The following is a 26,256-nucleotide window of genomic DNA, read 5'->3' on the forward strand; positions in this document are numbered from 1 at the left end:
TAATGATAATGATTATTATTAATATTCACGTTCTTGTTTTATTTTGATACGGATATTTACAATGAGAACGAACACCGCATTCCCCCTCGCTCCCCTTACCTTCATTATCGCCAGCTTCTTTTCAGCGGAGAGTTTGGCCGAAGAAGCCGAACAGGATACTGAAACCATGGTGGTCTACAGCACCGCCGAAGAAGCGTTAAAACAACAGCCCGGCGTTTCGATTATCACTGCCGACGATATTGCCAAAGAGCCGCCGGTGAATGACCTGTCAGAAATCATCCGTAAGATGCCCGGCGTGAATCTGACCGGCAACAGCGCCAGCGGTAGCCGCGGTAACAACCGTCAAATCGACATTCGCGGGATGGGCCCCGAAAACACGCTGATTTTGATCGATGGCGTACCGGTTACCTCACGAAATTCGGTACGTTACAGCTGGCGCGGTGAACGCGATACCCGCGGTGATAGTAATTGGGTACCCGCTGAAATGGTTGAACGAATTGAAGTCCTGCGCGGACCCGCTGCGGCCCGCTATGGGTCCGGCGCGGCCGGCGGCGTGGTGAATATCATTACCAAACGACCAACCAACGACTGGCACGGCTCACTGTCGTTCTTCACCAATCAACCGGAGAATAACAAAGAAGGCGCCACCAACCGGGCCAACTTTAACCTCAGCGGGCCGCTGGCAGGCGATGCCCTCACCATGCGTTTGTACGGCAACATCAATAAAACCGATGCTGACGCCTGGGATATCAACCATGCGCAGAATGGCTCATACGCCGCCGGTCGCGAAGGCGTGCGTAATAAAGATATTAACGCCCTGCTGTCGTGGAAAATGACCCCACAACAGATCCTCGATTTCAACTATGCCTACAGCCGCCAGGGCAATATTTATGCCGGCGATACCCAGTACAGTAACGGCAACCTTAGCCCCAATGGCCTGGTTGATTCACTCTACGGCCATGAGACCAACCGCCTGTATCGCCAGTCGTGGGGGCTAACCTATAACGGAATTTGGGATTGGGGACAGTCAAAAGCCGGCGTTTATTATGAAAAAACCAATAATACCCGCCTGCAGGAAGGATCAACCGGCCGCGTCGAGGGGATGATCAATAGCGATGAATACGCCACCAGCCGTCTGGAATCATGGCGCTCCACAGGCGAGTTAAACATTCCTTTCTATTGGTTGGCAGATCAGACATTGACGCTTGGCATGGAGTGGAACCGCGACGAACTTAACGACCCGGCGTCAATGCAGGCCACAGACGTGAGCGGTGAAACCATCGCCGGCACCAGCGGCAACGCCGCCGATCGTAGTAGCAAAAACAGCGCTACGTTAACCGGGATCTACCTGGAAGATAATATCGAAGCCACGCCGGGAACTAACATCATTCCCGGCCTGCGTTTCGATTACCACAACCAGTTCGGCAGTAACTGGAGCCCAAGCCTCAACCTTTCGCAGGCATTAGGTGAGTGGTTTAAAGTCAAAGCCGGTATCGCACGGGTATTTAAAGCACCGAATTTATATCAATCCAGCGAAGGTTATCTGCTCTCCACCCGCGGCAACGGATGCCCGAACGCCATTGCAACAGGCAGTTGCTATCTGCTCGGCAACCCGGATCTGGATCCGGAAATCAGCATCAATAAAGAGCTTGGGCTGGAATTCAACGCCGGCGGCTATAACGCCGGGATCACCTGGTTCCGTAATGATTACAAAAACAAAATCGTCTCCGGCACCGAGGTGCTCGGCTACACTTCCAGCGGCAACAACATTCTACAGTGGCAGAACGGCGGTAAAGCCGTAGTGGAAGGACTGGAAGGGACTGTGCTGATCCCATTGATTACCGACACCCTGAACTGGCGCACCAACGCGACCTGGATGATTAAATCGGAAAGTAAAGATACCGGCAATCCGCTGTCGGTGATCCCGAAATATACTATCAATACCATGCTTGACTGGCAGGTAAACAGCAAACTGTCGGCTAACATAAACTGGACGATGTATGGTCGTCAAAAGCCGCGTCAGTACGCGGAAATTCGCAACGAGACCGGGGTTCTCGCCACCAATGAAGTCGGCGCTTATTCGATAGTGGGGATCGGCGGCAACTATCAGTTGATGAAAGATATCCGCCTGAACGCTGGTATCAGTAACCTGTTTGATAAGCAGATTTATCGCGAGAATGCCGGCGCTTCAACCTACAACGAGCCGGGGCGCGCCTATTACGCCGGCGTCACCCTAAGTTTCTAAATAGCCGACGCCCGTACCGACGGGCGTATTCCCCTATTCTCTCTGCGCCGTTTTCATAGTAGCATCGCGCCTGATCTTCTTTGACTAGTACAGAGTATAGAATGACAACAACAGATCTCGCCCCGAAGGGCGAATTGGTTTTACGCACCCTGGCCATGCCGGCGGATACCAACGCGAACGGCGATATTTTTGGCGGCTGGTTGATGTCGCAGATGGATATCGGCGGCGCGATTATGGCCAAAGAGATTGCCCGCGGCCGCGTTGTGACCGTCCGTGTTGATGGTATGACTTTTTTACGCCCGGTCGCCGTTGGCGATGTCGTGTGCTGCTATGCCCGCTGCGTAAAACGCGGTAACACCTCAATCACCATTAATATTGAGGTATGGGTGAAAAAAGTATCGACGGAACCGCTGGGCCAGCGTTATAAGGCAACGGAAGCCCTGTTTATTTATGTGGCGGTAGACAATGAAGGCAAGCCGCGAGCGCTTCCTGCCGAATGATAAATGGCCCGGTTACCCGGGCCGTTTGTCTATTTACAGGAATCCAAGCAATGAGAAGAAAACATAGCCAATCACAATCACCACAATCGGCAGCACGTAAAGCGTAAAATACTGCTTCAGGATGGTATGACGCGGTACGACAATACGTTCGGCAAGCTGTTCACGAGACAGACCTTCCGCTCCTTTAGCCTGTTCCAGAATCAACTGATCTTCCACCCCTTCGCGTAGAAACTTCGCCTGGCGGCCCATCCGCGCGCCGGAAGCCTGCAACGCCATGCCAACAAACACCAGCGCGTAGATAATCCAGAAACCGATGTTCAACGCATGTTTGAACTCCGGCAGCGGCGAGTTGTACCAGAAGAAATTCAGGAACGGCGTATTAAAACGCACCATCTCAATCATCAGGTGGGCGAAATCCATCATCACCGCATCAATACCCGGTTTCTTTTCGCTATGCTCGTACATAAATTTCAGTACGGAAATCAGCGTAGACAGCACGGCTGGAATGAAGATGACCCATCCCAAAATGCGTTTAATGACCGCAATGCGTCCAGCTTGTTGATACGTCATGAGTTCCCCTTGTTTAAAACGCCAGACTCTCCATGCCGCCATAGAGTCAGGTATAAGTCTATCTTCGTCAGCGAATTTCGCCTGCTTCAGCGCGGTATGATATACCATATGGACAATTTCGTTATCTACTTACGCCAATGGAGAGGAACTTATGTCAGCGAAGCGCCAGATTCTTGCCGCTATTTTCGATATGGATGGCCTGCTTATCGATTCAGAGCCGCTATGGGACCGCGCAGAGCTGGAGGTACTGGACAGCCTCGGAGTGGATATTAGCCGCCGTGATGAATTGCCGGACCTGCTGGGGCTGCGCATCGACCTGGTGGTCGATTTGTGGTTTGCGCAACAGCCCTGGCGAGGCCCGGACCGCGCAGAGGTAACCGCCAGCATTATCCGCCGCGCCATTCAACTGGTCGAGGAGTCACGGCCGTTGCTGCCCGGCGTGCGTGAAGCCGTGGCGCTGTGTAAAGCCCAGGGACTAAAAATCGGTCTCGCTTCGGCGTCGCCGCTGCATATGCTGGAAAAAGTGCTGGAAATGTTTGAACTACGCGACCAGTTTGACGCGCTGGCTTCCGCCGAACATCTGCCATACAGCAAACCTCACCCCCAGGTCTATCTCGATTGCGCCGCTAAGCTTGGCATCGCACCGATGTCTTGCGTGGCGCTGGAGGATTCTGTTAACGGCATGATCGCCAGCAAAGCGGCGCGAATGCGCTCAATTGTGGTTCCGGAAGCAGAAAACAGCCGCGATCCGCGTTTTGTACTGGCCGATGTGAAACTGACGTCTCTGCAGCAGCTGACGGTAGCAGACCTGCGCGGCTAAGCGGCTTGCGCTGACATTGGCGTCGTCAAAATGTGTCAACCTTGTGACAAAGAGTTACACCGTCACCTCTTCCCTATACTGTATAAAAACCCTATACTGTATGAATTGACAGTTTAGGGTTTTTATCATGACGGCGGAAGGCCACCTCTTCTTTTCTATCGCCTGTGCGGTATTTGCAAAAAATGCAGAATTAACCCCCGTGCTGGCGCAGGGGGACTGGTGGCATATCGTTCCTTCCGCCGTGCTGACCTGCCTGCTGCCCGATATCGACCATCCGAAATCTTTCCTCGGCCAACGTTTAAGCTGGGTTTCCAAACCGGTAGCCCGCGCCTTCGGCCATCGCGGTTTTACCCACAGCCTGCTGGCGGTATTCGGCGCGCTGGCGCTGTTCTATCTTAAAGTGCCGGAGAGCTGGATTATCCCGGCCGATGCGCTGCAGGGTTTAGTACTCGGCTACCTCAGTCATATACTCGCCGATATGCTCACCCCGGCCGGCGTACCGCTGCTGTGGCCCTGCCGCTGGCGGTTCCGCCTACCAATCCTCGCGCCGCGCAAAGGCAATCAGCTCGAGCGCGCGCTGTGCATGGCGCTGTTCATTTACGCCGTCTGGATGCCGCAAAGCATGGCCGAAAATAGCGCCGTGCGCTGGTCATCCAATATGATTAATTCGCTGCAAATAACCTTTAATCGCTTTATTAACCATCAGGCTGAACGATAAATACGCTAAATGTTTTTTTGGTTATAACCCATTCCATTTGAGTATAAGAAAGCAATAAGGCCTTCTGCTACTCTTGGCGCCATAAGAGTTGGTTTCAGACCAACCCAGGTAACAAGATATCAGGAGAACGGGGATGAATTTTCCATTAATAGCGAACGTTGTCGTGTTCGCGGTTTTACTGTTTGCGCTGGCTCAAACCCGCCACAAACAGTGGAGCCTCGCTAAAAAAGTACTGGTCGGTCTCGTTATCGGCGTTATCTTTGGTCTCGGCCTGCAGCTGGTTTACGGCTCCGACAGCCAGGTTCTGAAAGATTCTATTCAGTGGTTCAATATCGTCGGTAACGGCTATGTGCAACTGCTGCAGATGATCGTTATGCCGCTGGTCTTCGCCTCCATTTTGAGCGCGGTGGCGCGCCTGCACAATGCCTCTCAGCTGGGTAAAATCAGTTTCCTGAGCATCGGTACGCTGTTGTTCACCACCCTTATCGCCGCGCTGGTCGGCGTACTGGTGACCAACCTGTTTGGCCTCACCGCTGAAGGCCTGGTGCAGGGCAGCGCGGAAACCGCCCGTCTGAACGCCATCCAGAGCAACTATGTCGGTAAAGTATCAGATCTGAGCGTTCCGCAGCTGATCCTGTCGTTTGTGCCGAAAAACCCGTTTGCCGATCTGACCGGCGCGAACCCGACCTCGATCATCAGTATCGTTATCTTCTCGGCGTTCCTTGGCGTCGCGGCGCTGAAGCTGCTGAAAGACGATGTGGAGAAAGGCCAACGCGTCCTGACCGCCATCGACACGCTGCAGGGCTGGGTGATGAAGCTGGTGCGTCTGGTGATGCAGCTGACCCCATACGGCGTGCTGGCGCTGATGACCAAAGTGGTTGCCGGCTCCAACCTGCACGACATCATCAAGCTCGGCGGTTTCGTAGTGGCTTCTTACATCGCGCTGGGCATCATGTTTGTGGTGCACGGTCTGCTGTTAGCCGTCAATGGCGTCAGTCCGCTGAAGTATTTCCGTAAAGTCTGGCCGGTGATTACCTTCGCCTTTACCAGCCGTTCCAGCGCGGCTTCTATTCCGCTGAACGTGGAAGCGCAGACGCGCCGTCTGGGCGTACCGGAATCCATTGCCAGCTTCTCCGCCTCATTCGGCGCGACGATTGGTCAGAACGGCTGCGCCGGTATCTATCCGGCAATGCTGGCGGTAATGGTAGCCCCGACCGTTGGCATCAACCCGTTGGATCCAATGTGGATTGCCACCCTCGTGGGTATCGTCACCGTGAGCTCCGCGGGCGTAGCCGGCGTTGGCGGCGGCGCCACCTTCGCGGCCTTGATCGTGCTGCCGGCGATGGGTCTGCCGGTCACGCTGGTCGCACTGCTGATTTCCGTCGAGCCACTGATTGATATGGGCCGTACAGCCCTCAACGTTAACGGTTCAATGACCGCCGGCACGCTGACCAGTCAGTGGCTGCGCCAGACGGATAAAGCCATCCTCGATAGCGAAGAAGACGCCGAACTGGCGCATCGCTAACGTTAACAGCCACAAAAAAGCCGCTGAATTTCAGCGGCTTTTTTATTTTCCTATGAGGTCATGCCTCTATTTCACCTTCCTGGCGAATCTGATTAGCCCAGCGCTGCGCCGATTCCGGCACGGTGAACGCCGGCGAGCGGCGGAAACGCTCGCCCATCAGTACAAAGGCGACATATTTGCCCCGCAATATCCAGACATCGCGAAAATGGTCCATTTTAACGGCATGATCCGGCGGCGCAGGCTCGACGCGCGGCACGTAGCTAATGATAGGGCGATTTTGTTGGCGCAATGATTTCATAACAGATGGATTCACTAAGCAAAGCGGGAACATAAACCCCTATCATAGCCGATTGCCCCCCTTTTCGTCGCCCCTCCTGGCACGATGCGCATTTTAGGATAACTCTATTCCTGCCTGAGCAGCATCCTCAGCACAATGTTCTATAGTTAGAAGGGTTTTGGTTTAGCAACGACCACTTTTAGCAATGAAAGCAGGAGACGAGCAGATGTCAGATAAGCACCACGACCCACACAGCCGACAGGCTCCGGTACATGATAGTGATGAAGCAAAACCGGGCCTCGATTCACTGGCGCCGGAAGACCGCGAGTGGCGCCCTACCCCCCAGCCAACCGCGCCCGGGGAGGAGCCGACGGCGCCGGGTAGCCTGAAAGCGCCGGATACTCACAGCATAAAATTAGATACCCTCGAGCCGCAGCGTAAAGGTGGTGAAAACTTTCCGCTGACCACCAATCAGGGGGTACGCATCGCCGACGATCAAAACTCGTTGCGCGCCGGCAACCGCGGGCCAACGTTGCTGGAAGATTTTATCTTACGTGAGAAAATTACCCACTTTGACCATGAACGCATTCCCGAGCGTATCGTTCATGCTCGCGGTTCCGCCGCACACGGCTATTTCCAGCCTTACAAAAGCCTGAAAGAGATTACCAAAGCCGATTTTCTGTCCGCGCCGGAAAAAATCACCCCCGTTTTTGTCCGCTTCTCCACCGTTCAGGGCGGCGCGGGTTCAGCCGATACCGTGCGCGATATCCGCGGCTTCGCCACCAAATTCTATACCGAAGAGGGCATTTTCGACCTGGTGGGCAACAACACGCCAATTTTCTTTATCCAGGATGCGATTAAATTTCCTGACTTTGTCCATGCGGTGAAACCCGAACCGCACTGGGCAATCCCGCAGGGACAAAGCGCCCATGACACCTTCTGGGATTATGTTTCGCTACAGCCGGAAACGCTGCATAACGTCATGTGGGCGATGTCCGACCGCGGCCTGCCGCGCAGCTATCGCACGATGGAAGGTTTCGGTATTCATACCTTCCGCCTGATTAACGCCGAAGGGAAGGCTACCTTTGTGCGCTTCCACTGGAAGCCGGTGGCCGGTAAAGCATCACTGGTATGGGATGAGGCGCAGAAATTAACAGGCCGCGATCCGGACTTCCATCGCCGCGATCTGTGGGAAGCCATCGAGGCTGGCGATTATCCGGAATTCGAGCTCGGCCTGCAGTTAATTCCGGAGGAAAACGAGTTCAATTTTGACTTCGATCTGCTGGATCCGACCAAGCTCATTCCGGAAGCGCTGGTGCCCGTTCAACGAGTCGGCAAAATGGTGCTTAACCGTAACCCCGACAACTTCTTCGCTGAGAACGAACAGGCGGCATTCCATCCGGGTCATATTGTGCCGGGTATCGATTTTAGTAACGATCCGCTGTTACAAGGGCGACTCTTCTCCTATACTGATACGCAAATTAGCCGCCTCGGCGGGCCAAATTTCCACGAAATTCCGATTAACCGCCCTACCTGCCCGTATCATAATTTCCAGCGTGACGGCATGCACCGAATGGAGATTGATACCAATCCGGCAAACTATGAACCCAACTCTATCAACGATAACTGGCCCCGTGAAACGCCGCCGGCGCCGAAACGCGGCGGCTTTGAATCGCTGGCGGAACGCGTTGATGGCGAGAAAATCCGTAACCGCAGTCCCTCGTTTGGCGAATACTACGCCCATCCTCGCCTTTTCTGGCTCAGCCAGACGCCGATTGAACAGCAGCACATTATCGGCGGCTTTAGTTTTGAGCTGAGCAAAGTGGTCAGAGTTTGGATCCGCGAGCGGGTGGTCGATCATCTGGCGCATATTGATATCGGGCTGGCGGAAGCGGTAGCCAACAATCTCGGTATCGAACTCAGCGATGAGCAGCGGAATATTGCCCCGCCAGCGCCGGTTAACGGCGTGGAGAAAGACCCGACCCTCAGCCTTTACGCCGATGGCGATGGCGACGTAAAAGGACGAATTGTCGCGGTTTTACTCAACGAGAAGACCTGTGCGCAGGATGTACTCAACCTGTTGCAAGCGCTGCAGGCCAGAGGCGTCCACAGCAAACTGCTCTATTCGCGTATGGGCGAAATCAGCGCCGATGATGGATCGCAGCTACCGATCGCCGGAACCTTCGCCGGCTCGCCGTCGTTGACGGTTGATGCGGTTATCGTTCCCGGCGGCAATCTGAGCAGCATCAGCGATAACGGCGATGCCCGCTATTATCTGCTGGAAGCCTATAAGCATCTGAAGCCCATTTTACTGGCGGGCGATGCGCGGCAGTTTAGTTCGCTGCTACAGGTGCCCGCTACGGGTGAAGAAGGGGTTATCGAATGCGACGCGATTAACACGCTTAGCGTCGATAAACTGCTGACGCTACTGGCCGCGCATCGCGTCTGGTCAAGAAGCAGTAAAGTTGCGGCCATACCCGCGTAACAAAAAGCCCGGCAGTTATGGCTGCCGGGCTTTCCTCTCTTTATACGTCGCGATAGTTTCCGAGCCAGTAGCCACGTTCCGCAATAGCGTACTTCAGTTCGCCGGACGTCAGCACGTCCAGTTCGGTCAGCCGCGGATAGCAGTAAGCGCTGCACATAATGGTGTTATCGACAAATGCCGGATGACACATCACTTCCAGCGAGTTTTCCTGCCGTTCAATCGACGCATCCAGCGTCTGCAGGAACAGCGCTTGTGAAACCGCTTCACCGTAAAATTCGCTGCTGAAGCCATCGCTACTGCGCGCCGCACCCTGGTCGAGGCCATTCAGCGCCGCCACCTGACGATCGATACGCAAAGCGACGCCCTTTTCGCGCGCAAAGGCGGCGACAATGGGATAGATCTGCGCGATCATATGCACATGGTGGTGGCTGTCGATATGCGTTGGTTCGCAACCAAACAGTTCGATAAAACGCCGGTACTGACACTCCAGTTCGTGGGCGATCTCATCCAGCGGCAGGCTGTCCTCTTCCGCCATCTGCCAAATCCATTTGCCCAACCGCCCGTCGCGGGTTAACCCCGGCATCGCCGATAATGGCTCGCCCAGTGTCAACACAAAGTGCATGCCCACCGCCAGCTCAGGCAGGCTACGGCTTAATTGGGCGGCGTGGCCGATAGCCGCGCCGTTGACCAACGCCGTAGTCGATGTCACCAGTCCATTCTTGCAGGCTTCGATAATGCCGTAATTCTGCCCTTTGCTCAGGCCATAATCATCGGCGTTAACGATCAATACGCGTTCCATCGGCCGCTCCCGTTACTGTTTCAGTTTTTCGATAGTCGCTGCAAAGTTCGGCAGCCACTTCTCATGGGCGAGGATCATCTCCCGCGCCAACTGCTCGGCATCACGATCTGAATGAATCAGCGGGCTTAAATTGAGCGCCAGCAGCACATCATTGAGCTCACCGCTCATTGCCGCCTGGCTGGCCGCCACTTCAAAGCCTTTGATGGTATAAATCAGCCCCAACACTTTTTCATCAAAATGCGTGATTCGCGGCGTGGGCTTCGCGCCGTCGCGGCCCAGCGTGCAGGTCATTTCTACCGCCCAGTCGGCCGGAATATTATCAACATGGCCATGGTGCGGAATATTCACATAGTGCTCGGCCTGTTTATCATTGTAGATGGCGTTAATCACCTCGCAGGCGGCATCAGAGTAGTAAGCGCCGCCGCGCTGCTCAAGCTCCCTCGGCTTAATGTTCAGATCCGGATTTTTGTACAGTTCGAACAGCTGCTTTTCAACCTTCTGTACGACCTGAGCGCGCGCGCCGCCTTTGTAGTACTCGCCCATCTCAATCGCCAGCATCTCTTTCGGCTTGAAGTAATAAAGCAGATATGAGCATGGGATCAGGCGCAGTGAGCGAATCAGCCCTTCGCTAAACGGCAGGTCGAAGATATTTTTCACCGAGTTCGCGGTCAGACGGCCAGAAGCCACGCCGTCCAGCAGTTCATCGAAGCGCGACACGCCATTGACCAGCACATCGCGAACGAACACCAGGTGGTTGAGACCGAACAGATCGATATTCAACTCATCGCTCGGACTCAGTTGCAGCACATCGGTAATAAACATCTTCATACCGATTGGAATGTTGCACACGCCGATAAAGCGTTTGAAATTGGTATGGCGGTATACCGCCTCGGTGACCATACCCGCAGGGTTGGTAAAGTTAATGATCCACGCATCGGGGCAAATTTCCTGCACATCTTTGACGATATCGAAAATCACCGGGATGGTACGCAGACCTTTAAACAGACCGCCCGCACCGTTGGTTTCCTGGCCAAGATAGCCATGGCTTAGCGGGATACGTTCATCTTTTTCACGCGCTTTCAGCTGGCCAACGCGCAGTTGCGTGGTGACGAAATCCGCCCCTTCCAGCGCCGCGCGGCGATCGAGAGTTTTGTAGACTTTCATCGGCACGCCGGCTTTTTCCACCATCCGCTGGCACAGTGCATGGATGATATCGAGCTTTTCCTGCCCCTCTTCCACGTCCACCAGCCACAGTTCCGTTACCGGCAGCTCATGATAGCGTTTGAGGAAACCTTCCAGTAATTCCGGGGTATAGCTGCTGCCGCCGCCGATAGTCACGACTTTTAATTTCTGGCTCATATCTTTCTCCCTTAGGCGCTACGCGTAGACGTAGACCGCTCTCCGCATAAATGCGGACAGTTAACTTGAATGAATAAACCGCGCGGTAAATACCGCTGCGAGTTAATTAATATTGGTCAGTTGTTTGCGATAACTGCTTGGCGTAAATGAGGTCAGCCTTTTGAACGTTTTAATAAACAGACTTGGGCTGCTATATCCTGATTCATACGCAATATCAGTGACCGAATAGTTGGTGATTTCCAGCTGTTTTTTCGCGAAATTGATGCGGATATCATTAATGATCTGCATCGGCGTCTTACCATAATAGCGCTGGGTCGCCCGGGTTAAATATTCTTGCGTTTTCCCGGACAATTGCACCATATTTTCCAGCGCGCTTTCGCCAAATTTATTTTTATCGTGCATATCCTCTACGGTATTTTTCAGCCAGTGAGGGATCACATCTTCAACGGGCTCTTCACGATAATGACGTAAGCGGTTAATGGTGTAAAACGAGACCAGTTCAATAAATTCGTCAAATTCAGTCTCGCGAAAATTCAGTGAAGCAATAACCGACTCGATATAGCTGAGAAAGGCGCTTTGCACCGCATAGACCTGAGAGGCGACCAGCCCGAACGGCAGCAGCGGCAGATAATGTTTCTCAAAGAAGCGTCTGCTGATGCCAACGTTAAGAATGCGCGTCGCACCAAATTCATAAAAGCTCTGATGGTGCGACCCCATTGGGATAAAGACAAAATCCCCGCGCTCCAGCAGCACCCGTTTGCCATTAATTTCCTGATAATAGCGCCCGGTTAAAACGATAGTGAACTCGTAGTAATCATGCTGGTGAAGCCCGCTCACGCTCTCCGTTTTGTTATAGATGACCACATGAAAGTTTTTCCCGTTGAAGAGCTGTTGTTCCCTGGCGGTACTGATCTCTGTGGTCATCATTTTCGGCTGCCTCATCGTTCGGATAGCCTATTGTACCTTCTCGTGCAGCTCGATCAATTCGGCCACCAGTTCACGGGCCAGCATTGAGGTCATCAGATGATCCTGCGCATGAACCAGCACCAGACTCACCTTCATCTTGCCCTCGCCTTCATCGCTTTCAATAAGCTGGGTCTGGACGCGATGCGCTTCACTCAGCGCCATCCGCGATTGCTCCATCATCGATTTCGCGGCGGCAAAATCTCCCTGCTTCGCCTGCTTCAGAGCCGCATAGGCCAGGCTACGCGCCTGTCCGGAGTTGATAATCAGCCCCATCACCACCTCTTCGAGGTCATTTTCCGGGGTTTCTACCGCGTCGATGTTATCCAGATCAAACATAATATTTCCCTCGTTTCTCAGGCGGTACGGGGAGAGCCCGTACCGCTCGACATCAGAATTTCAGTGCGTTAGCAATATCTTCTTCGCTTTCTTCCTGCTCGATGGTGCTCTGCGCTTTGTTCGACAGGATGACGAACGGCAGGTACACGGCAGTAGCGACACAAAGGTTGAAGAGCGCGACCAACAGGGCAGCAACGCTACCATTACTGTTAAAGAAGGCCCCCAAACCGGTTGGCATCGTCCACGGCGCCAGGTTGGTCACCGGTGGGATTATGCCCAAGCTGTAAGCTGCCAGCGTAATCGCCGCCAGAATCGGTTGTACCAGCACGAACGGGATGAACATGACCGGGTTCATGATGATCGGCAGACCGAACAGAATTGGTTCGTTAATCTGGAAGATGCCTGACGGCAGCGCCAGCTTAGCGACCTGACGATGATCGGCGCGGCGAGAAGCGATGAAGATGGCGATAATCAGACCCAGCGTCGCACCGGAACCACCCAGCAGGATGTAGGAGTCGAGCATCGGCTTCGCCCAGAAGTGGAACTGTTTGCCGGCTTCAATGGCCGCGTCGACAGAGCCATACTGGTTATACAGCGCGATGTTTTCCAGCGCCCACGGCGTCATAATGCCGTTATCCAGCGCCGTCAGCGCCAGCGAACCGTGCACCCCGAAGAACCACAGCAGGGAGTTAAAGATAACGTACGCCCAGCCAACGACGCTGCCCATCGCCGCCAGCGGCGTGGAGATGGAGTCCATGATGATCTGATGGAAGTTGCTGCCGTAGTTTGACAGAATCCACGAAATAATGCCGAAGACCGACAAAATCAGGAAGCCCGGGATCAGCGCCGAGAAGGAGCGCGATACCGATGACGGCACGCTATCCGGCAGTTTGATGACCCAGTTGCGGCGAATGACAAAGGTGAACAGTTCCGCCACCACCAGGCCGATAATCATCCCGGAGATGATGTTCTGCCCGCCGAGCCAGTTGGCGCCGACGGCATAGGCTTCACCCACGCTATAAGGCGTGACGGTCATAAAGGCGGCGACCGCCAGCAGACCAGCTGCCATAGGGTCGACTTTACGCTCTTCGGCCAGCGCGGCGCCGATAAAGAACGGCGCCATCAGCGACATAATGCCCAATGTACCGTTGTAAACATTACCGCCGATGGCTTTAAAGCCGTTTAAGGTTTCAATGGTGGAGGCATCCAGGCGAATCCCCATTGAATAAAAGAAAGAACCTTCACCAAAGCTCAGAAAAACGTTGTTGATTAATACGAACATGGCCCCGGCGAGGGTCAGCGGCATTAATTTAATAAAGCCGTTTTTAATCGCATTAATGTGCGGTTGCTTTCCTATTTTAACTGCAAAAGGAAGGAGTACCTTTTCAAGCGAATCGATCACTTTACTCATAGTCAATACCCTTAAAAGCCGCAATAAAATATTACGGCGATGATGTATGAAATTACTCTTTGACGGGAAAATAAACTGTTGAATATAGTGGCGGCTAGTATTAATTAACCACCAGACGCCAAAATATCGCGAGTTTAAAAAATAAAATTATTGTGCTGCAGCTTTCTTAATGGCCGCGACGGCCGCCTTCAATACACCTAAACCATCGACTTTTCCGTACAGAATGGAATCGATTACCTCTACCGGCTTGTTTGGCAGCAGACGTTGAATTTCCGGCAGCATATAAGCGATTTGGGGTCCTAATAATACAACATCAGCTTCCGGTCCTTTTTCACCGGCCAGCGTTTCAGGATACGCTTCAATAATTACCGGGACTTCATACTTTTCCGCCTGGGCGCGCATTTTGGAGACCAGTAATGAAGTGGACATGCCAGCCGAGCAGAACAGATAGATATGTTTCTTTTCCATGAACGCTTCCTCAATGTGTAGGACCTGGGCTTCAGCAATGGCTGAGAGCCGGTAAGACTGGTAACTTGCGGTTAGTTTTGTTTATGCATTGAGTATACGGCAACATTTGGCGGCAGGATAATTCCCTGTTGAACAGAATTGTCTCTCATTGACCTCGCGTTTTGACTACCCTCACATTTCCCCCAAATAATTCGCGCAATTAAATAAGCATTAGCCGCCATAAAAAAGCCCGACCAATAGTCGGGCTTTCGTAGCTCTCAGCTTGTGACGCGTAGTTATTTGTTGTTACGCGGATCGGTGTCGTACTCGGCGCAGGTCTGGTAGCCGGAGTTCATCACGTGGCCGGTCTCGTCCAGCGCGACAAAGTAGGTTTCAATTTTACCATCCCGTTGACCCAGGATATAAGTCTGGCAGGTTCCGCGCGCGTGAATCATGGTGACTTCAGACGACGGTTTACCGGCAATCTGCATAACCTGGCTACGGGTCATGCCTTTTTTGACATCCTTAACAACTGGCTGTGTGAACTGATCTTTGGTGCGGTCATAGGCCGTACACCCTGCCAGCATGGTTAATACTGCTGCTGCGCCCATCAATCCTGCTAATTTTTTGTTCATATTCCGTCCTCATTATGTAATCGGCGTGTTTTAAGCCTGGAATAAAAAGCGTTATTTTTCAAGCCAAACGTCGAATTCATGTAAATTCAGAACTTTTCTGGTAACCAGATGTGTGCAAAAAATCAGCGACGGAACATACTCCACTACCGATGTTTTCCCGCACCATAAATAAATGCTATGCCATTGGTTGCCTTCTTTTCCGTCAGTCAGCGGTACCAGCCTTGTCGTTTCAGCAGCAAAGAGGTAGTTTTAGACCATGCTGGTTGCCATACAGGCTCACTTTCCGGAGGGCGTAATGACGCTTCAACAACAAATTATTCAGGCGCTGGGCGCGAAGCCGCAGATTGATGTCGAAGGCGAAATTCGCCGCAGCGTGGATTTCCTGAAATCCTATCTGCAGACCTATCCGTTCATTAAATCACTGGTGCTCGGCATTAGCGGCGGCCAGGATTCGACCCTTACCGGCAAACTGTGCCAGATGGCGATCAATGAGCTGCGGGCTGAAAGCGGCGATCGCAGCCTGCAATTTATCGCCGTGCGCCTGCCTTATGGCGTCCAGGCCGATGAGCAGGATTGCCAGGATGCCATCGAATTTATCCAGCCCGACCGCGTGCTGACGGTCAATATCAAAGGCGCGGTGCTGGCCAGCGAGCAGGCGTTGCGAGAAGCGGGTATTGAGCTGAGCGACTTTGTTCGCGGCAACGAGAAAGCCCGTGAGCGAATGAAAGCGCAATACAGTATCGCCGGCATGACCAAAGGCGTGGTTGTGGGAACAGACCATGCCGCAGAAGCGATCACTGGCTTCTTTACCAAATACGGCGATGGCGGTACCGACATTAACCCTATCTTCCGTCTCAATAAACGTCAGGGCAAACAGCTACTGGCGCAGTTGGGCTGTCCTGAGCACCTTTATATGAAGCAGCCGACCGCCGACCTCGAAGATGACCGCCCTTCTCTGCCGGATGAAGTCGCGCTAGGCGTGACCTACGAAAACATTGATGACTATCTGGAAGGCAAAACCCTGGACGAGAACATCGCCAAAACCATTGAAGGCTGGTATCTGAAAACCGAGCATAAGCGCCGCCCGCCAATCACCGTCTTCGACGATTTCTGGAAGAAGTAACGACTTCCCGACACCCCGGCCAGCGCCGGGGTTATTTTTTGTCCTTTTCGCCGCAAAACTCGCCTGCTATACTGGATGCATGAACAGTATCAGGAGTTGTTGTGGCCAGAAAACAATCTGCCCCGCGTCTGGAGTTTGAAGCGGCGGCAATCTATGAGTATCCCGAACATTTGCGCCCATGGCTGGAGGCCTTGCCAAAGCTGCCTGGGGTGTATCAGTTCCATGGTGAAAGCGAGACGCTGCCGCTTTATATCGGTAAGAGCGTGAATATCCGCAGCCGGGTGCTGTCGCATTTGCGTACCGCTGATGAGGCCTCCATGTTGCGCCAGGCGCGACGCATCAGTTGGCAACGCACCGCCGGTGAATTAGGCGCGCTGTTACTTGAAGCGCGGTTAATTAAAGAACAGCAGCCGCTGTTTAATAAACGACTGCGGCGTAATAAACAGCTCTGCTCCTGGCTGCTGGAGTCGGGTAAACCGCAAGTTGTGTATGCGCGAGAAGTCGATTTCTCCCATCAGCAGCACCTGTACGGCCTGTTCGCTAACCGCCGCGCGGCATTACAGGCGCTACAAACCATCGCCGATGAGCACCGTCTGTGTTATGGCATTCTGGGGCTGGAGCCGCTGAGTCGCGGGCGCGCCTGTTTTCGTTCCGCACTGGGGCGCTGCGCCGGCGCCTGCTGTGGTAAAGAGCGCGTCGAAGATCATAACCAGCGGCTGCTGGCGCAAATGAGTAAGCTTCAGCTGGTGTGCTGGCCGTGGGCGGGTCCGGTGGCGTTGGAAGAGCGCGGCCCGGATATGGTTCAGTACCATATCATTCATAACTGGCTGTGGCTGGGCGCGGTAGATTCACTGGCGCAAGCCGCTAAACTCACCACACTGCCTGCCGGTTTCGATCACGATGGCTACAAGATTCTTTGTAAGCCATTGCTCAGCGGTGAGTATCCGCTGCACCTTCTTGGCTAATGATTTCGCAAACGTAAAAAACCGCCGGCCCTGCCCAAAGCCTTAATGGCAATGATTGGGCAAGACCGGCGGTCTTCATTCCGCGCGCTGAGTTACTCAGCAGGTGCAGGCATTTTACCTTCCGGCGCTTTACGTTCTGTCAGATGCTTCTCAAAATTCGCATTGAACTGTTTTTTCTGTTCCGGCGTCAGGATGTTGTAAATCTTGTTCTGGGTTTCCATGCGGGAAAGCATCATCTCTTTATGCTGTGCTTCCATCTTATCAATCTGCGCGCTGGCTTTCGCTTTGTCGAAAGTATCGCTGGCGATCAGATCGTGCATGGCGCGACGTTCGTCAAGGGACGGACGTTTCATGTTCTGGCGTTGGCTTTTCATGATGTCGCGAACCTGCTGCTTTTGCGCATCGGTCAGGTTCAGGTCTTTGAACATCATATCGTGATGACCCGGCATACCTTTATGGTGCATCATCGGTTTGCTGTCGGTTTGGGTGGTAGTGGTAGTATCGGCTGCGTGAGCCAGGTTAGCAGCACCCAGAGCCAGCGTAGAGGCAACAAACAGAGCAGTAATCTTCTTCATGGTTATGTCCTTACTATCAGTTATTCTGACGGCGCATTGCCGTGTTGACGAGATTAACTTTACGCGCTTTATCGTCAATTAGTCAGTGCAAGCGTAAAACAATGAAAGTGTAAAAAACATTTTCTCACCAATTGTGGAGAAAATAAGGAAAATGAGGAGGGATATGCAACAAAAAATAAATAACAGGCTGTTTTATAAGGAAACTGTGAAGATTATAAAACAGTGGAGATTAAAAACAAAGCATTTAACCAGGAATAATCTGCAAACCATATCAATGGCACAAATAAATAAGATCGGCGCGCAGCGATATTTCACTCGATATTCACAACCGCGAACGACAACGGCTGTGAATAGTTAAGTGCGGGAATTACAACCGTTCCAGCATCAGCCCAGCCCGTAGCCCTGGCGCCACGCCGGGGTTGGGAAACAGCACGTACTCTTGCGCCTTTTCGACGACATAGCGCGTTTCGCCATCCTCCGCCAGCAGCGTCCCGGCGCTGAACGGCGTAAAATTGAGCGTCTCCCCCGACATATGCAACTGGAACTGGTCACTGTGGCGGGTGATCTGCTGCACCACCCGGTAGCGCAGCGGCGCAGTCGCTTCTGCCACCGCCAAATCGCCCACCAACAGCCTGCTTAACGCCCGCTGCGTCGCTGAGAACTGGGTTAAATCGTTGTCGCCAAAAGGCAGCGCTTTGCCCAACTCCAGCGTACAGGCCAGCGCGGCAAAACGTTCGCAGCTAAAGTGGGTAAAAGTTCCCGCCGGTTGTTGATGGAACACCAGCGCCTCCAGCCCGGCCGCGCCAAGCCAGCTGAGAAAATCTTCGCTCCACGGCTCCTCGCGTGCCGGCAACACCCCAAAGCGCGGATGCAGCGAGCCGCGAATAGCGGTATGCATATCCAGATGCCAGCGCACGCCATGGCTATCGCTAAAGAAACGCGTCACAGCGCTTTCCAACTGCCGCGCCCGCACCGTTTCCCCACTGGGCGCGAACTTGCGCCAGCGTTCGCCGAACATGCGGTTCATATCGCTATCGAGATAGCGTTTATTTTGCCGCAGCGCCGGCGGGTTGCCGAATATCACCAACACACGCCAGCGCAGCGGGAGTTCGCCGCTAAACAACTGCTGAAGCAAAGCGTTGACTATCTCCACCGGCGCGGTTTCATTGCCGTGAATACCGCAGGAGAGTACCAGTGAACGTTCGCAGCGCGCATGCGGGGTCAGCAGCAGGATGCCGCAATCGATCCAGTGCCAACGAAAATGGGCGGTTTCGCCATGAAAATGATGCGGCCAGCGCCCCGCCAGAGTTAGTGCCAGAAAGTCGTCCACGACGCCTCCTCTATTACTGAAACGGATCGAGGAAAACTCGCAGGGCCGAGAATCCCGGCCCCGCGAACTTTCATCAACTTGCCTGCGATGAAAAATCCAGACCCGGACTGAGCGTCTCCGGTAGCGCCAGTTCGGCAGATTCCAGGCTGGCCATCGGCCAGGCGCAATAATCGGCGGCGTACCAGGCGCCTGGACGATGATTTCCCGAGGCGCCGGTTCCGCCAAACGGCGCGGTACTGGCGGCGCCGGTCAGCGGCTTGTTCCAGTTGACTATCCCGGCGCGGGCTTCCAGCAACAGGCGCTCGAACTTATCGCGCTCGGAGGAAATCAATCCGCAGGAGAGACCAAAACGGGTGGCGTTAGCCATCGCGATCGCTTGCGCGAAATCGTCATAGCGCCACACGCACAACAGCGGGCCAAAGACTTCTTCATCCGCCACCTGCTGCACGTTGCTCATGTCGATGATCCCCGGCGTCAGCAGCGAAGTGCCGTCGCGCAACAGACGCGGCTCCAGTAACGTCTGTCCGCCGCTCGCCACGTGCCCAAGCCAGGCCTGATGCACCTTTTGCGCGGCCTGCGGCGATACCAGCCCGCCCAGGAACGGCTGCGGCTGCGCATCCCACTCGCCGGGAATAAGACGTTGTGACACCGTCACTAAACGCTGCAAAAACGCGTCGCCCGCCGTGCCGCGCTTGACCAACAGGCGGCGCGCGCAGGTACAACGCTGCCCGGCGGTGATAAATGCCGACTGGATAGTCAGGTGAACCGCTGCGTCAATATCCTGCGGCACGTCAACAATCAGCGGGTTATTGCCGCCCATTTCAAGGGCGAGGATTTTTTGCGGCTGCCCGGCCAGCTGACGATGCAGTTGGAAACCGGTCGCGGAGCTACCGGTGAACAACAGACCGTCGATATCCGCCTGCCCGCTCAGCGCCTCGCCTGTCTCCCGGCCGCCCTGCAGTAGATTCACGACTCCAGCGGGTAAGCCCGCCTCAGCCCACAGTTTAACCACCGCTTCGCCACTTTGCGGCGTAAGCTCGCTGGGTTTAAAGACGATGGTATTACCGGCGAGTAGCGCCGGTACGATGTGTCCGTTAGGTAAATGGCCCGGGAAGTTATACGGCCCGAACACCGCCAGCACCCCGTGGGGACGGTGGCGCAACGTGGCGGCGCCGTCGGCCATCGCCGTCTCGCTCTCGCCGGTGCGGCTATGGTAAGCGCGCACCGAGATCGCCACCTTATTTATCATGGCGGTAATTTCCGTGGCCGCCTCCCAGCGTGGTTTACCGGTCTCAGCGGCAATAATCGCCGTCAGCTGGCTTTTGTTCGCTTCCAGCAGCGCCGCAAACTTCTCGACGATCCCCTGACGCGCGCTAAATGGCAGGCGGGCCCAGGCGGGAAAAGCCTGACGCGCGGCGCTAACCGCCTGCGCGACCTGCCCGGCGTCGGCGTCATTTCCCTGCCACAGCAGCGCCTGGTTGACCGGGTTATATTTACTGCGCTGCGGGCCACGCCCGCTTTGCCATTCGCCGTTAATCCATAAACTCATGATGCTTTCTCCTCCGGGATCAGGCGGACCATCCGTACGCGGTCGCCTGGATGGCATTTCAGCGTATCCAGCTCACGCGCGCTCAGCAGCAACGTTTCGCTATCCGGGTCGGCATGGACCAGGATGGCGCGGAACTGCTGATACTGCTCGTTGGTGACCAGACACTGCGGCCACTCTCCAGGCGCAGGCTGCCCTTCTTCCACCGTCAGCAGGCGGCTTTTGCGTATCGCCCGCACCCGGTCGATTTCGCACTCCAGCGTCGGGCCGCCGTCGAAAATGTCGATGTAGTTGTTAAAACGGAAGCCTTCTTTTTCCAGTACCGCACGCGCAGGCGCCGTTTGCGGATGAACCTGGCCGATGACCGCCCGCGCTTCATCGGAGAGAAAGTCGATATATAACGGATGTTTTGGCATTAGTGCGGCGATAAACGCTTTTTTACCGGTGCCGGAGAGAAAGTCGGCGCGGGAAAATTCAATCGCGAAGAAGCGCTTGCCGAGGCTTTCCCAGAACGGCGAATAGCCATGCTCATCAATCACGCCGCGCATCTCGGCAACCACTTTGTCATTAAAGCGGTCGCGGAAACCGGCCATAAACAGCAGTCGCGATTTCGACAACAGGTAGCCGTTACCCTCTTTACGCCATGCCGGATCGAGAAACAGCGTGCAGAGTTCGCTACAGCCGGTGTGATCGTTGCTAAGGAACAGCGTCGGCAGCGCGTGATAAACGTTGAGCTCTTTTGATGCATGTACCTGCGTGCCGACCCGATAGTTGTACCAGGGATCGTTGAGGCCAACGGCGACTTCAATCGCGCAGATCCCAACGACCGCGCCGCTGACGCTATCTTCCAGCACAAAGACATAGCCCTGTTCGCTTTTCGGCAGTTCGCCGCGCCAGGTCTGCTGGGAACGTTCAATGCGGGCAGCCAACGTGGGTTCGTCCGCCGGCAGCGACGTCAGGCCGCCGCCGGTTTCTCCCGCCAGGGCCATCAGCCCCGGCAAATCGGCTTTTTCAACCGGTCGGATCACCATCATGATGAAACTCCCGCAAGGAAGTGACGGCAGGCCAGCTCAAAGCGATCGAGACCGGTGTTCACCTCTTCCTCGCTCACGTTAAGGGCCGGAGCGAAGCGAACGACGTTTGCCCCGGCAATCAGTACCATCAGCCCGTCTTCCGCCGCCTGGGTACTAATGGCTTTAGCTTTCCCGGCATATTCGTCGTTCAGTACACAGCCAATCAGCAGTCCCAGTCCGCGAATTTCCTTGAACAGGCCGTATTTGGCGTTAATCGCGCTCAGGCGTTCGCTAAACCACTGGTGACGCTGTTTAACGCCGTTCAAAAGCGTCGGGGTATTGACGATAGACAGTAACTCCCCAGCAACAGCGGTGGCGAGTGGGTTACCGCCGTAGGTCGTGCCATGGGTGCCGACGGTCATCACGCTGGCGCATTTTTCCGTCGCCAACAGCGCGCCGATCGGGAAGCCGCCGCCCAGCGCTTTCGCCGTCGACAGGACATCCGGCGTCACCCCGTAGTGCATATAGGCATACAATTCGCCGGTACGACCGACGCCAGTTTGAACCTCATCAAAAATCAGTAGCGCGTTGTGCTGGTCGCACAGTTCACGCAGGCCACGCAAAAATTCCGCTTTCGCCGGCACCACGCCGCCCTCGCCCTGCATCGGCTCGACGATCACCGCGCAGGTGTCGTCATTAATCAGCGCCCGCGCCGAGTCGAGGTCGTTATAGGTAGCATGTTGGATCTGCGGCGGCAGCGGCGCAAAATCCTGCGAATAGGAAGGTTGGCCACCTGCAGATACGGTGAACAACGTGCGTCCGTGGAAGGCGTTTTTGAACGCGACAATGCCGCTTTTGTGGCTGCCGTAATGATCGTGGGCGTATTTACGCGCCAGTTTCAGCGCCGCTTCGTTGGCTTCGGCGCCGGAGTTACAAAAGAAAACGCGGTCGGCAAAGGTGGCGTCGATAAGCTTTTTGGCAAGGCGCAGCGCCGGTTCGTTGGTATAGCCGTTACCGGTATGCCAGAATTTTCCCGCCTGCTCGGTCAGCGCTTTTACTAGCTGTGGATTAGCGTGTCCCAGCGCATTCACCGCGATACCGCCGGCAAAATCGATATACTCTTTCCCCTGCTGATCCCACAACCGTGAACCTTCGCCGCGTACCGGAATAAAAGCCGCCGGCGCATATACCGGCATCATCCATTGATCAAAATTGCTACGCGTAATTGACTGAGACATATCGACCTCTTCCGGTAAATTAAAAGTAAGCACAATGTTAAAATTTATGAGTTATTACGCTGTAAATGTAGATTGCACGCATCGTGCCAGCCAGAGGCAAAAATGCATAAATTGAGCTCAATCACGCGATATCAATGAGTTACACACACTAACTATTCAATAAAAATGCATAATTAGTGAATAATCATCAAATAAACGGCGCTGGATAGAGGAAAACGACGAGAAGTTATGCAGCGATAAGATATAATTCTGTAATTGTGATCCTCTACGAAATTTATCGTAGATATCTGCGCTTTTTTGGCGCGACATGCGCCAAAACGGTGCATAATTTGTGCGATTCGCTCGCCAACCGCAGTAATCGGTAGAATTAACCATCTGTCGGCAGCCACCATGATGAAATTCTGCTAACATCCTTGCACTATTCACCTTGCACAGTGGCAGCGACTATGAAATTCATCTCTTTTAATATCAACGGCCTGCGTGCCCGCCCCCATCAACTGGCCGCCATCGTCGATAAACATCAGCCCGATGTTATCGGCCTCCAGGAAACCAAAGTACACGACGATATGTTTCCTCTCGAAGAGGTGGCAAAGCTGGGTTACAACGTCTTTTACCATGGGCAAAAAGGCCATTACGGCGTCGCGCTGCTGACCAAAGAGACTCCGATAGCCGTGCGTCGCGGCTTCCCGGGCGACGGCGAAGATGCGCAACGCCGCATCATCATGGCGGAAATTCCCTCGCCGTTTGGTAATGTCACGGTAATTAACGGCTATTTCCCGCAAGGAGAGAGCCGTGACCACGAGACTAAATTTCCGGCGAAAGCGGCGTTTTATCAGAATCTGCAGAACTACCTCGATACCGAGTTGAACAAAGAAAATCCGGTGCTTATCATGGGCGATATGAACATTAGCCCTACCGATCTTGATATCGGCATTGGCGAAGAGAACCGTAAGCGCTGGCTGCGCACCGGTAAATGTTCCTTCCTGCCGGAAGAGCGTGAATGGATGGATCGCCTGCTGGGCTGGGGCCTGGTCGATACCTGGCGTCACGCCAACCCCGATAATCATGACCGCTTTTCATGGTTCGATTACCGCTCTAAAGGTTTTGATGACAACCGCGGTCTGCGTATCGACCTGCTGCTGGCAAGCTCGCCGCTGGCTCAGCGCTGCGTCGAAACCGGCATCGATTACGACATCCGCGGGATGGAAAAGCCTTCCGATCATGCGCCGGTATGGGCAACCTTTAAACCATAACTCTTCTTTGGGGCTCCGGCGCGGAGCCCCGCTATCCTGAGCAAAATCAATAAAGTGAACGGTATACATTGTCGCTCGCGGCAATTTACTATACTGTCGCGCGCACCCGGCGTTTCCTGCCGGACAAAACGAAGACAGGAGACCCTCATGCAAAAGAAGCCGTTACCCGACACGCTATAAACTGCTGTTTGCCGTACTCCTGTTTGCCCTACTGGCATGGCTTGTTCAGCACGCCGGGCTGACGAGACTGTTCAGCCACCTTCACGATCTTCAATTGCTTATTCTGCACAGCGGTAGCGCAGGTTATGCGCTTTATATCCTGCTGTTTATCATCGCCACCTTGTGTCTGATGCCAGGCAGCGCGTTAGTCATCGTCGGCGGTATGATATTCGGCCCCTGGTTGGGCACGCTACTCTCGCTTATCGCCGCGACTGTCGCCTCATCGCTGTCGTTCCTGCTGGCCCGCTGGCTGGGTCGCGAAGCGCTACAGCGCTATTGCGGTCACCACGCCGTTTTTCAGGCGTTCGAGCGCGGTATTGCCCACAGCGGCTGCGATTTTCTGATTTTCACCAGGCTGGTGCCGCTGTTCCCTTATAATCTGCAGAATTATGCTTATGGGCTGACGGCGATCCCCTTCTGGTCCTTTACGTTTATCTCCACCATCGCCACCCTACCGGGATTGTTTATTTATACTTTTATGGCTAGCGAACTGGCCCGCGATGGCATCACCCTGGCTTTTATTGGCAAACTCAGCATTGCCGGCCTGATGCTCTTTGTATTAACTCAGGCCGCCAGACGTTATGGCCGCTATAAACGCATTAGTGTCGCAACATCCGCGGTAAGCGATAAAAATGGATAACAGAAAACGGCTGTGGCTCTTACGCGGCGCTATCATCCTGCTGGCACTGGCAGCGCTCGTCGGCTGGTGGTTAATACCGGGCGTACGCTCCTTTGTGCAACATAGCTTCAGCGCGTTTGCCACCCTCGATCAGCAAGCGCTGGAGCGTTTTATTCACGCTTATGGTCCGCTGGCAGCCCTGGTCTCTTTCGGGCTGATGATCCTGCAGGCGATTGTCGCGCCGCTGCCGGCATTTTTAATTACCTTTGCCAACGCTTCGCTGTTCGGCGCACTGTGGGGCGGTGTATTGTCATGGGTCAGCGCGATGGCTGGCGCGGCGTTGTGCTTTTTTATTGCCCGCGTACTGGGCCGTGAAGTGGTAGAAAAACTAACCGGCAAGGCGGTATTACAGAGCGTAGATGGTTTTTTTAGGCGCTACGGCAAGCACACCATCCTTGTTTGCCGCCTGCTGCCCTTCGTCCCTTTCGATCCGGTGAGTTACGCCGCTGGGCTAACCTCAATCCGCTTTCGCCATTTTATGTTTGCCACCGGCGTCGGCCAATTACCGGCGACTATCGTCTACTCGTGGGCCGGAAGCCTGCTGACGGGGGGGCTGTTCTGGCTGCTCAGCGGTTTATCTATTTTGTTCGCTTTAGCTATCGTAGTCGCGATAGTCAAAGCGCAATACGTTGCGCATCACAACAGGAAATCGCCATGAATCTACCGCCGTTAACGTCGATTCCATTGATCCTGCGCCCGCAGGCGTGGCTACACCGTCGCCATTATGGCGCGGTGCTCAGCCCTATCCGCTGGTGGGGGCGCATCCCGCTGGCGTTTTATCTGGTCTCCATGTTTGTCGGATATCTGGAACGCCGGCGCTCGCCGCTCGATCCGCTGCTACGCTCGTTGGTGAGTGCCCGTATCGCCCAGCTGTGTCACTGTGAATTTTGCATTGATATCACCAGCATGAAACTGGCGCAGCGCGCAGGCGGCAGCGAAAAACTATTGGCGGTTAACGACTGGCGCAATAGCGGATTATTCAGCGATAGCGAGCGGTTGGCGCTGGAATATGCCGAAGCGGCGAGCATGACGCCGCCCGCCGTCGATGATGCGCTGCGCGCCCGGCTGGCGCAGCAGTTCGATGCTCAGGCGTTAACCGAACTAACCGCGCTGATCGGCCTGCAAAATTTATCCGCACGCTTTAATTCCGCGCTGGCGATCCCGGCGCAGGGCCTGTGCCAAATCCCGAAGCCCGATGTTTCCGACACTCATCCCTAAGGAG

26 protein-coding genes are annotated in these 26,256 nt (G+C 54.5%); 12 read left to right on the forward strand and 14 right to left on the reverse strand.

Features of this window, described 5'->3' with window-relative positions:
- Positions 1–61 precede the first annotated feature (61 nt).
- Entirely contained in the window at positions 62–2,245 is a 2,184-nt protein-coding gene (locus EAE_RS21725) for a TonB-dependent siderophore receptor (protein WP_015705755.1), read from the forward strand.
- A 101-nt stretch (positions 2,246–2,346) separates the two neighbouring features.
- Entirely contained in the window at positions 2,347–2,745 is a 399-nt protein-coding gene (gene yciA / locus EAE_RS21730; RefSeq protein WP_015705756.1) for an acyl-CoA thioester hydrolase YciA, read from the forward strand.
- Positions 2,746–2,778: 33 nt separating this feature from the next.
- Here the strand turns inward: yciA and EAE_RS21735 are convergent, their stop codons facing one another.
- Positions 2,779–3,315: a YniB family protein gene (locus EAE_RS21735; protein WP_015705757.1), complete on the reverse strand. Its 537-nt coding sequence runs from the start codon at positions 3,313–3,315 to the stop codon at positions 2,779–2,781.
- Between the two features lie 151 nt (positions 3,316–3,466).
- Here EAE_RS21735 and hxpB point away from each other — a divergent pair, with 151 nt between their 5' ends.
- The 3 genes from hxpB (at position 3,467) to EAE_RS21750 (ending at position 6,378) form a co-directional block, all read left to right on the forward strand.
- Complete coding sequence (hxpB, locus tag EAE_RS21740) at positions 3,467–4,135, forward strand: hexitol phosphatase HxpB (RefSeq protein ID WP_015366193.1); 669 nt, start codon at positions 3,467–3,469, stop codon at positions 4,133–4,135.
- A 127-nt stretch (positions 4,136–4,262) separates the two neighbouring features.
- Positions 4,263–4,853, forward strand: coding sequence for a metal-dependent hydrolase (locus EAE_RS21745; protein ID WP_015705758.1), 591 nt, complete (start codon positions 4,263–4,265; stop codon positions 4,851–4,853).
- 133 nt (positions 4,854–4,986) lie between these two features.
- Positions 4,987–6,378 carry an L-cystine transporter gene (locus EAE_RS21750; RefSeq protein ID WP_015366191.1) on the forward strand — a complete coding sequence of 464 codons (1,392 nt, stop codon included), beginning with the start codon at positions 4,987–4,989 and terminating at the stop codon, positions 6,376–6,378.
- Positions 6,379–6,436: 58 nt separating this feature from the next.
- Here EAE_RS21750 and cedA read toward each other — a convergent pair whose 3' ends face one another.
- Positions 6,437–6,709, reverse strand: a complete 273-nt coding sequence (gene cedA, locus EAE_RS21755) for a cell division activator CedA (protein ID WP_071596072.1) — start codon at positions 6,707–6,709, stop codon at positions 6,437–6,439.
- A 172-nt stretch (positions 6,710–6,881) separates the two neighbouring features.
- On the opposite strand from cedA, the gene katE reads away from it, so the two are divergent.
- Entirely contained in the window at positions 6,882–9,140 is a 2,259-nt protein-coding gene (gene katE, locus EAE_RS21760) for a catalase HPII (protein WP_015705759.1), read from the forward strand.
- Positions 9,141–9,180: 40 nt separating this feature from the next.
- On the opposite strand, the gene chbG is transcribed toward katE, so the two are convergent.
- The 7 genes from chbG to osmE all read right to left on the reverse strand — a co-directional run bounded on the left by chbG (position 9,181) and on the right by osmE (position 15,093).
- Positions 9,181–9,939, reverse strand: a complete 759-nt coding sequence (chbG, locus tag EAE_RS21765; RefSeq protein ID WP_015705760.1) for a chitin disaccharide deacetylase — start codon at positions 9,937–9,939, stop codon at positions 9,181–9,183.
- A 12-nt stretch (positions 9,940–9,951) separates the two neighbouring features.
- Positions 9,952–11,298: a 6-phospho-beta-glucosidase gene (locus EAE_RS21770; RefSeq protein WP_015705761.1), complete on the reverse strand. Its 1,347-nt coding sequence runs from the start codon at positions 11,296–11,298 to the stop codon at positions 9,952–9,954.
- A gap of 102 nt (positions 11,299–11,400) precedes the next feature.
- A complete protein-coding gene (chbR, locus tag EAE_RS21775) occupies positions 11,401–12,240 on the reverse strand; it encodes a transcriptional regulator ChbR (RefSeq protein WP_026612280.1) in 840 nt (279 codons plus the stop codon).
- A 12-nt stretch (positions 12,241–12,252) separates the two neighbouring features.
- Positions 12,253–12,600, reverse strand: coding sequence for a PTS N,N'-diacetylchitobiose transporter subunit IIA (chbA, locus tag EAE_RS21780; RefSeq protein ID WP_015366185.1), 348 nt, complete (start codon positions 12,598–12,600; stop codon positions 12,253–12,255).
- 52 nt (positions 12,601–12,652) lie between these two features.
- Entirely contained in the window at positions 12,653–14,011 is a 1,359-nt protein-coding gene (chbC, locus tag EAE_RS21785) for a PTS N,N'-diacetylchitobiose transporter subunit IIC (protein ID WP_015366184.1), read from the reverse strand.
- Positions 14,012–14,158: 147 nt separating this feature from the next.
- The gene (gene chbB / locus EAE_RS21790) at positions 14,159–14,479 is read right to left on the reverse strand and encodes a PTS N,N'-diacetylchitobiose transporter subunit IIB (protein ID WP_015366183.1); all 321 of its coding nucleotides are present in this window, start codon (positions 14,477–14,479) and stop codon (positions 14,159–14,161) included.
- Between the two features lie 275 nt (positions 14,480–14,754).
- Entirely contained in the window at positions 14,755–15,093 is a 339-nt protein-coding gene (gene osmE, locus EAE_RS21795; RefSeq protein ID WP_015366182.1) for an osmotically-inducible lipoprotein OsmE, read from the reverse strand.
- Between the two features lie 295 nt (positions 15,094–15,388).
- On the opposite strand from osmE, the gene nadE reads away from it, so the two are divergent.
- Together nadE and cho are read left to right on the forward strand one after the other, a co-directional pair.
- Positions 15,389–16,216 carry an ammonia-dependent NAD(+) synthetase gene (gene nadE / locus EAE_RS21800; RefSeq protein ID WP_015705762.1) on the forward strand — a complete coding sequence of 276 codons (828 nt, stop codon included), beginning with the start codon at positions 15,389–15,391 and terminating at the stop codon, positions 16,214–16,216.
- A gap of 101 nt (positions 16,217–16,317) precedes the next feature.
- A complete protein-coding gene (cho, locus tag EAE_RS21805; protein WP_015705763.1) occupies positions 16,318–17,181 on the forward strand; it encodes an excinuclease Cho in 864 nt (287 codons plus the stop codon).
- A gap of 92 nt (positions 17,182–17,273) precedes the next feature.
- On the opposite strand, the gene spy is transcribed toward cho, so the two are convergent.
- From spy to astC, 5 genes are all read right to left on the reverse strand, one after another.
- Positions 17,274–17,756 carry an ATP-independent periplasmic protein-refolding chaperone Spy gene (gene spy, locus EAE_RS21810; RefSeq protein WP_015705764.1) on the reverse strand — a complete coding sequence of 161 codons (483 nt, stop codon included), beginning with the start codon at positions 17,754–17,756 and terminating at the stop codon, positions 17,274–17,276.
- Positions 17,757–18,123: 367 nt separating this feature from the next.
- Positions 18,124–19,086: a succinylglutamate desuccinylase gene (gene astE / locus EAE_RS21815; RefSeq protein WP_015705766.1), complete on the reverse strand. Its 963-nt coding sequence runs from the start codon at positions 19,084–19,086 to the stop codon at positions 18,124–18,126.
- A gap of 73 nt (positions 19,087–19,159) precedes the next feature.
- Positions 19,160–20,635, reverse strand: a complete 1,476-nt coding sequence (gene astD, locus EAE_RS21820; protein ID WP_015705767.1) for a succinylglutamate-semialdehyde dehydrogenase — start codon at positions 20,633–20,635, stop codon at positions 19,160–19,162.
- Positions 20,632–21,666 (reverse strand): arginine N-succinyltransferase, encoded by a 1,035-nt coding sequence (gene astA / locus EAE_RS21825; RefSeq protein WP_015705768.1) that lies wholly within the window; start codon positions 21,664–21,666, stop codon positions 20,632–20,634. The genes astD and astA overlap by 4 nt, the downstream gene beginning before the upstream one ends.
- Positions 21,663–22,883, reverse strand: coding sequence for a succinylornithine/acetylornithine transaminase (gene astC, locus EAE_RS21830; protein ID WP_015705769.1), 1,221 nt, complete (start codon positions 22,881–22,883; stop codon positions 21,663–21,665). Before astC ends, astA begins: the two co-directional genes overlap by 4 nt.
- Positions 22,884–23,329: 446 nt before the next feature.
- Between astC and xthA the strand changes: the two genes are divergently transcribed.
- The 4 genes from xthA to EAE_RS21850 all read left to right on the forward strand — a co-directional run bounded on the left by xthA (position 23,330) and on the right by EAE_RS21850 (position 26,252).
- Positions 23,330–24,136, forward strand: a complete 807-nt coding sequence (gene xthA / locus EAE_RS21835; protein ID WP_015366172.1) for an exodeoxyribonuclease III — start codon at positions 23,330–23,332, stop codon at positions 24,134–24,136.
- Positions 24,137–24,335: 199 nt separating this feature from the next.
- The gene (locus EAE_RS21840; RefSeq protein WP_045360465.1) at positions 24,336–24,995 is read left to right on the forward strand and encodes a TVP38/TMEM64 family protein; all 660 of its coding nucleotides are present in this window, start codon (positions 24,336–24,338) and stop codon (positions 24,993–24,995) included.
- On the forward strand, positions 24,988–25,692 hold the full coding sequence (locus EAE_RS21845) for a TVP38/TMEM64 family protein (protein ID WP_015366169.1): 705 nt from the start codon (positions 24,988–24,990) through the stop codon (positions 25,690–25,692). The genes EAE_RS21840 and EAE_RS21845 overlap by 8 nt, the downstream gene beginning before the upstream one ends.
- Positions 25,689–26,252 (forward strand): carboxymuconolactone decarboxylase family protein, encoded by a 564-nt coding sequence (locus tag EAE_RS21850; protein ID WP_015366168.1) that lies wholly within the window; start codon positions 25,689–25,691, stop codon positions 26,250–26,252. Before EAE_RS21845 ends, EAE_RS21850 begins: the two co-directional genes overlap by 4 nt.
- The last annotated feature ends 4 nt before the right edge of the window (positions 26,253–26,256 follow it).

The sequence above is a fragment of the Klebsiella aerogenes KCTC 2190 genome (genome assembly GCF_000215745.1).
Lineage (GTDB): Bacteria > Pseudomonadota > Gammaproteobacteria > Enterobacterales > Enterobacteriaceae > Klebsiella > Klebsiella aerogenes.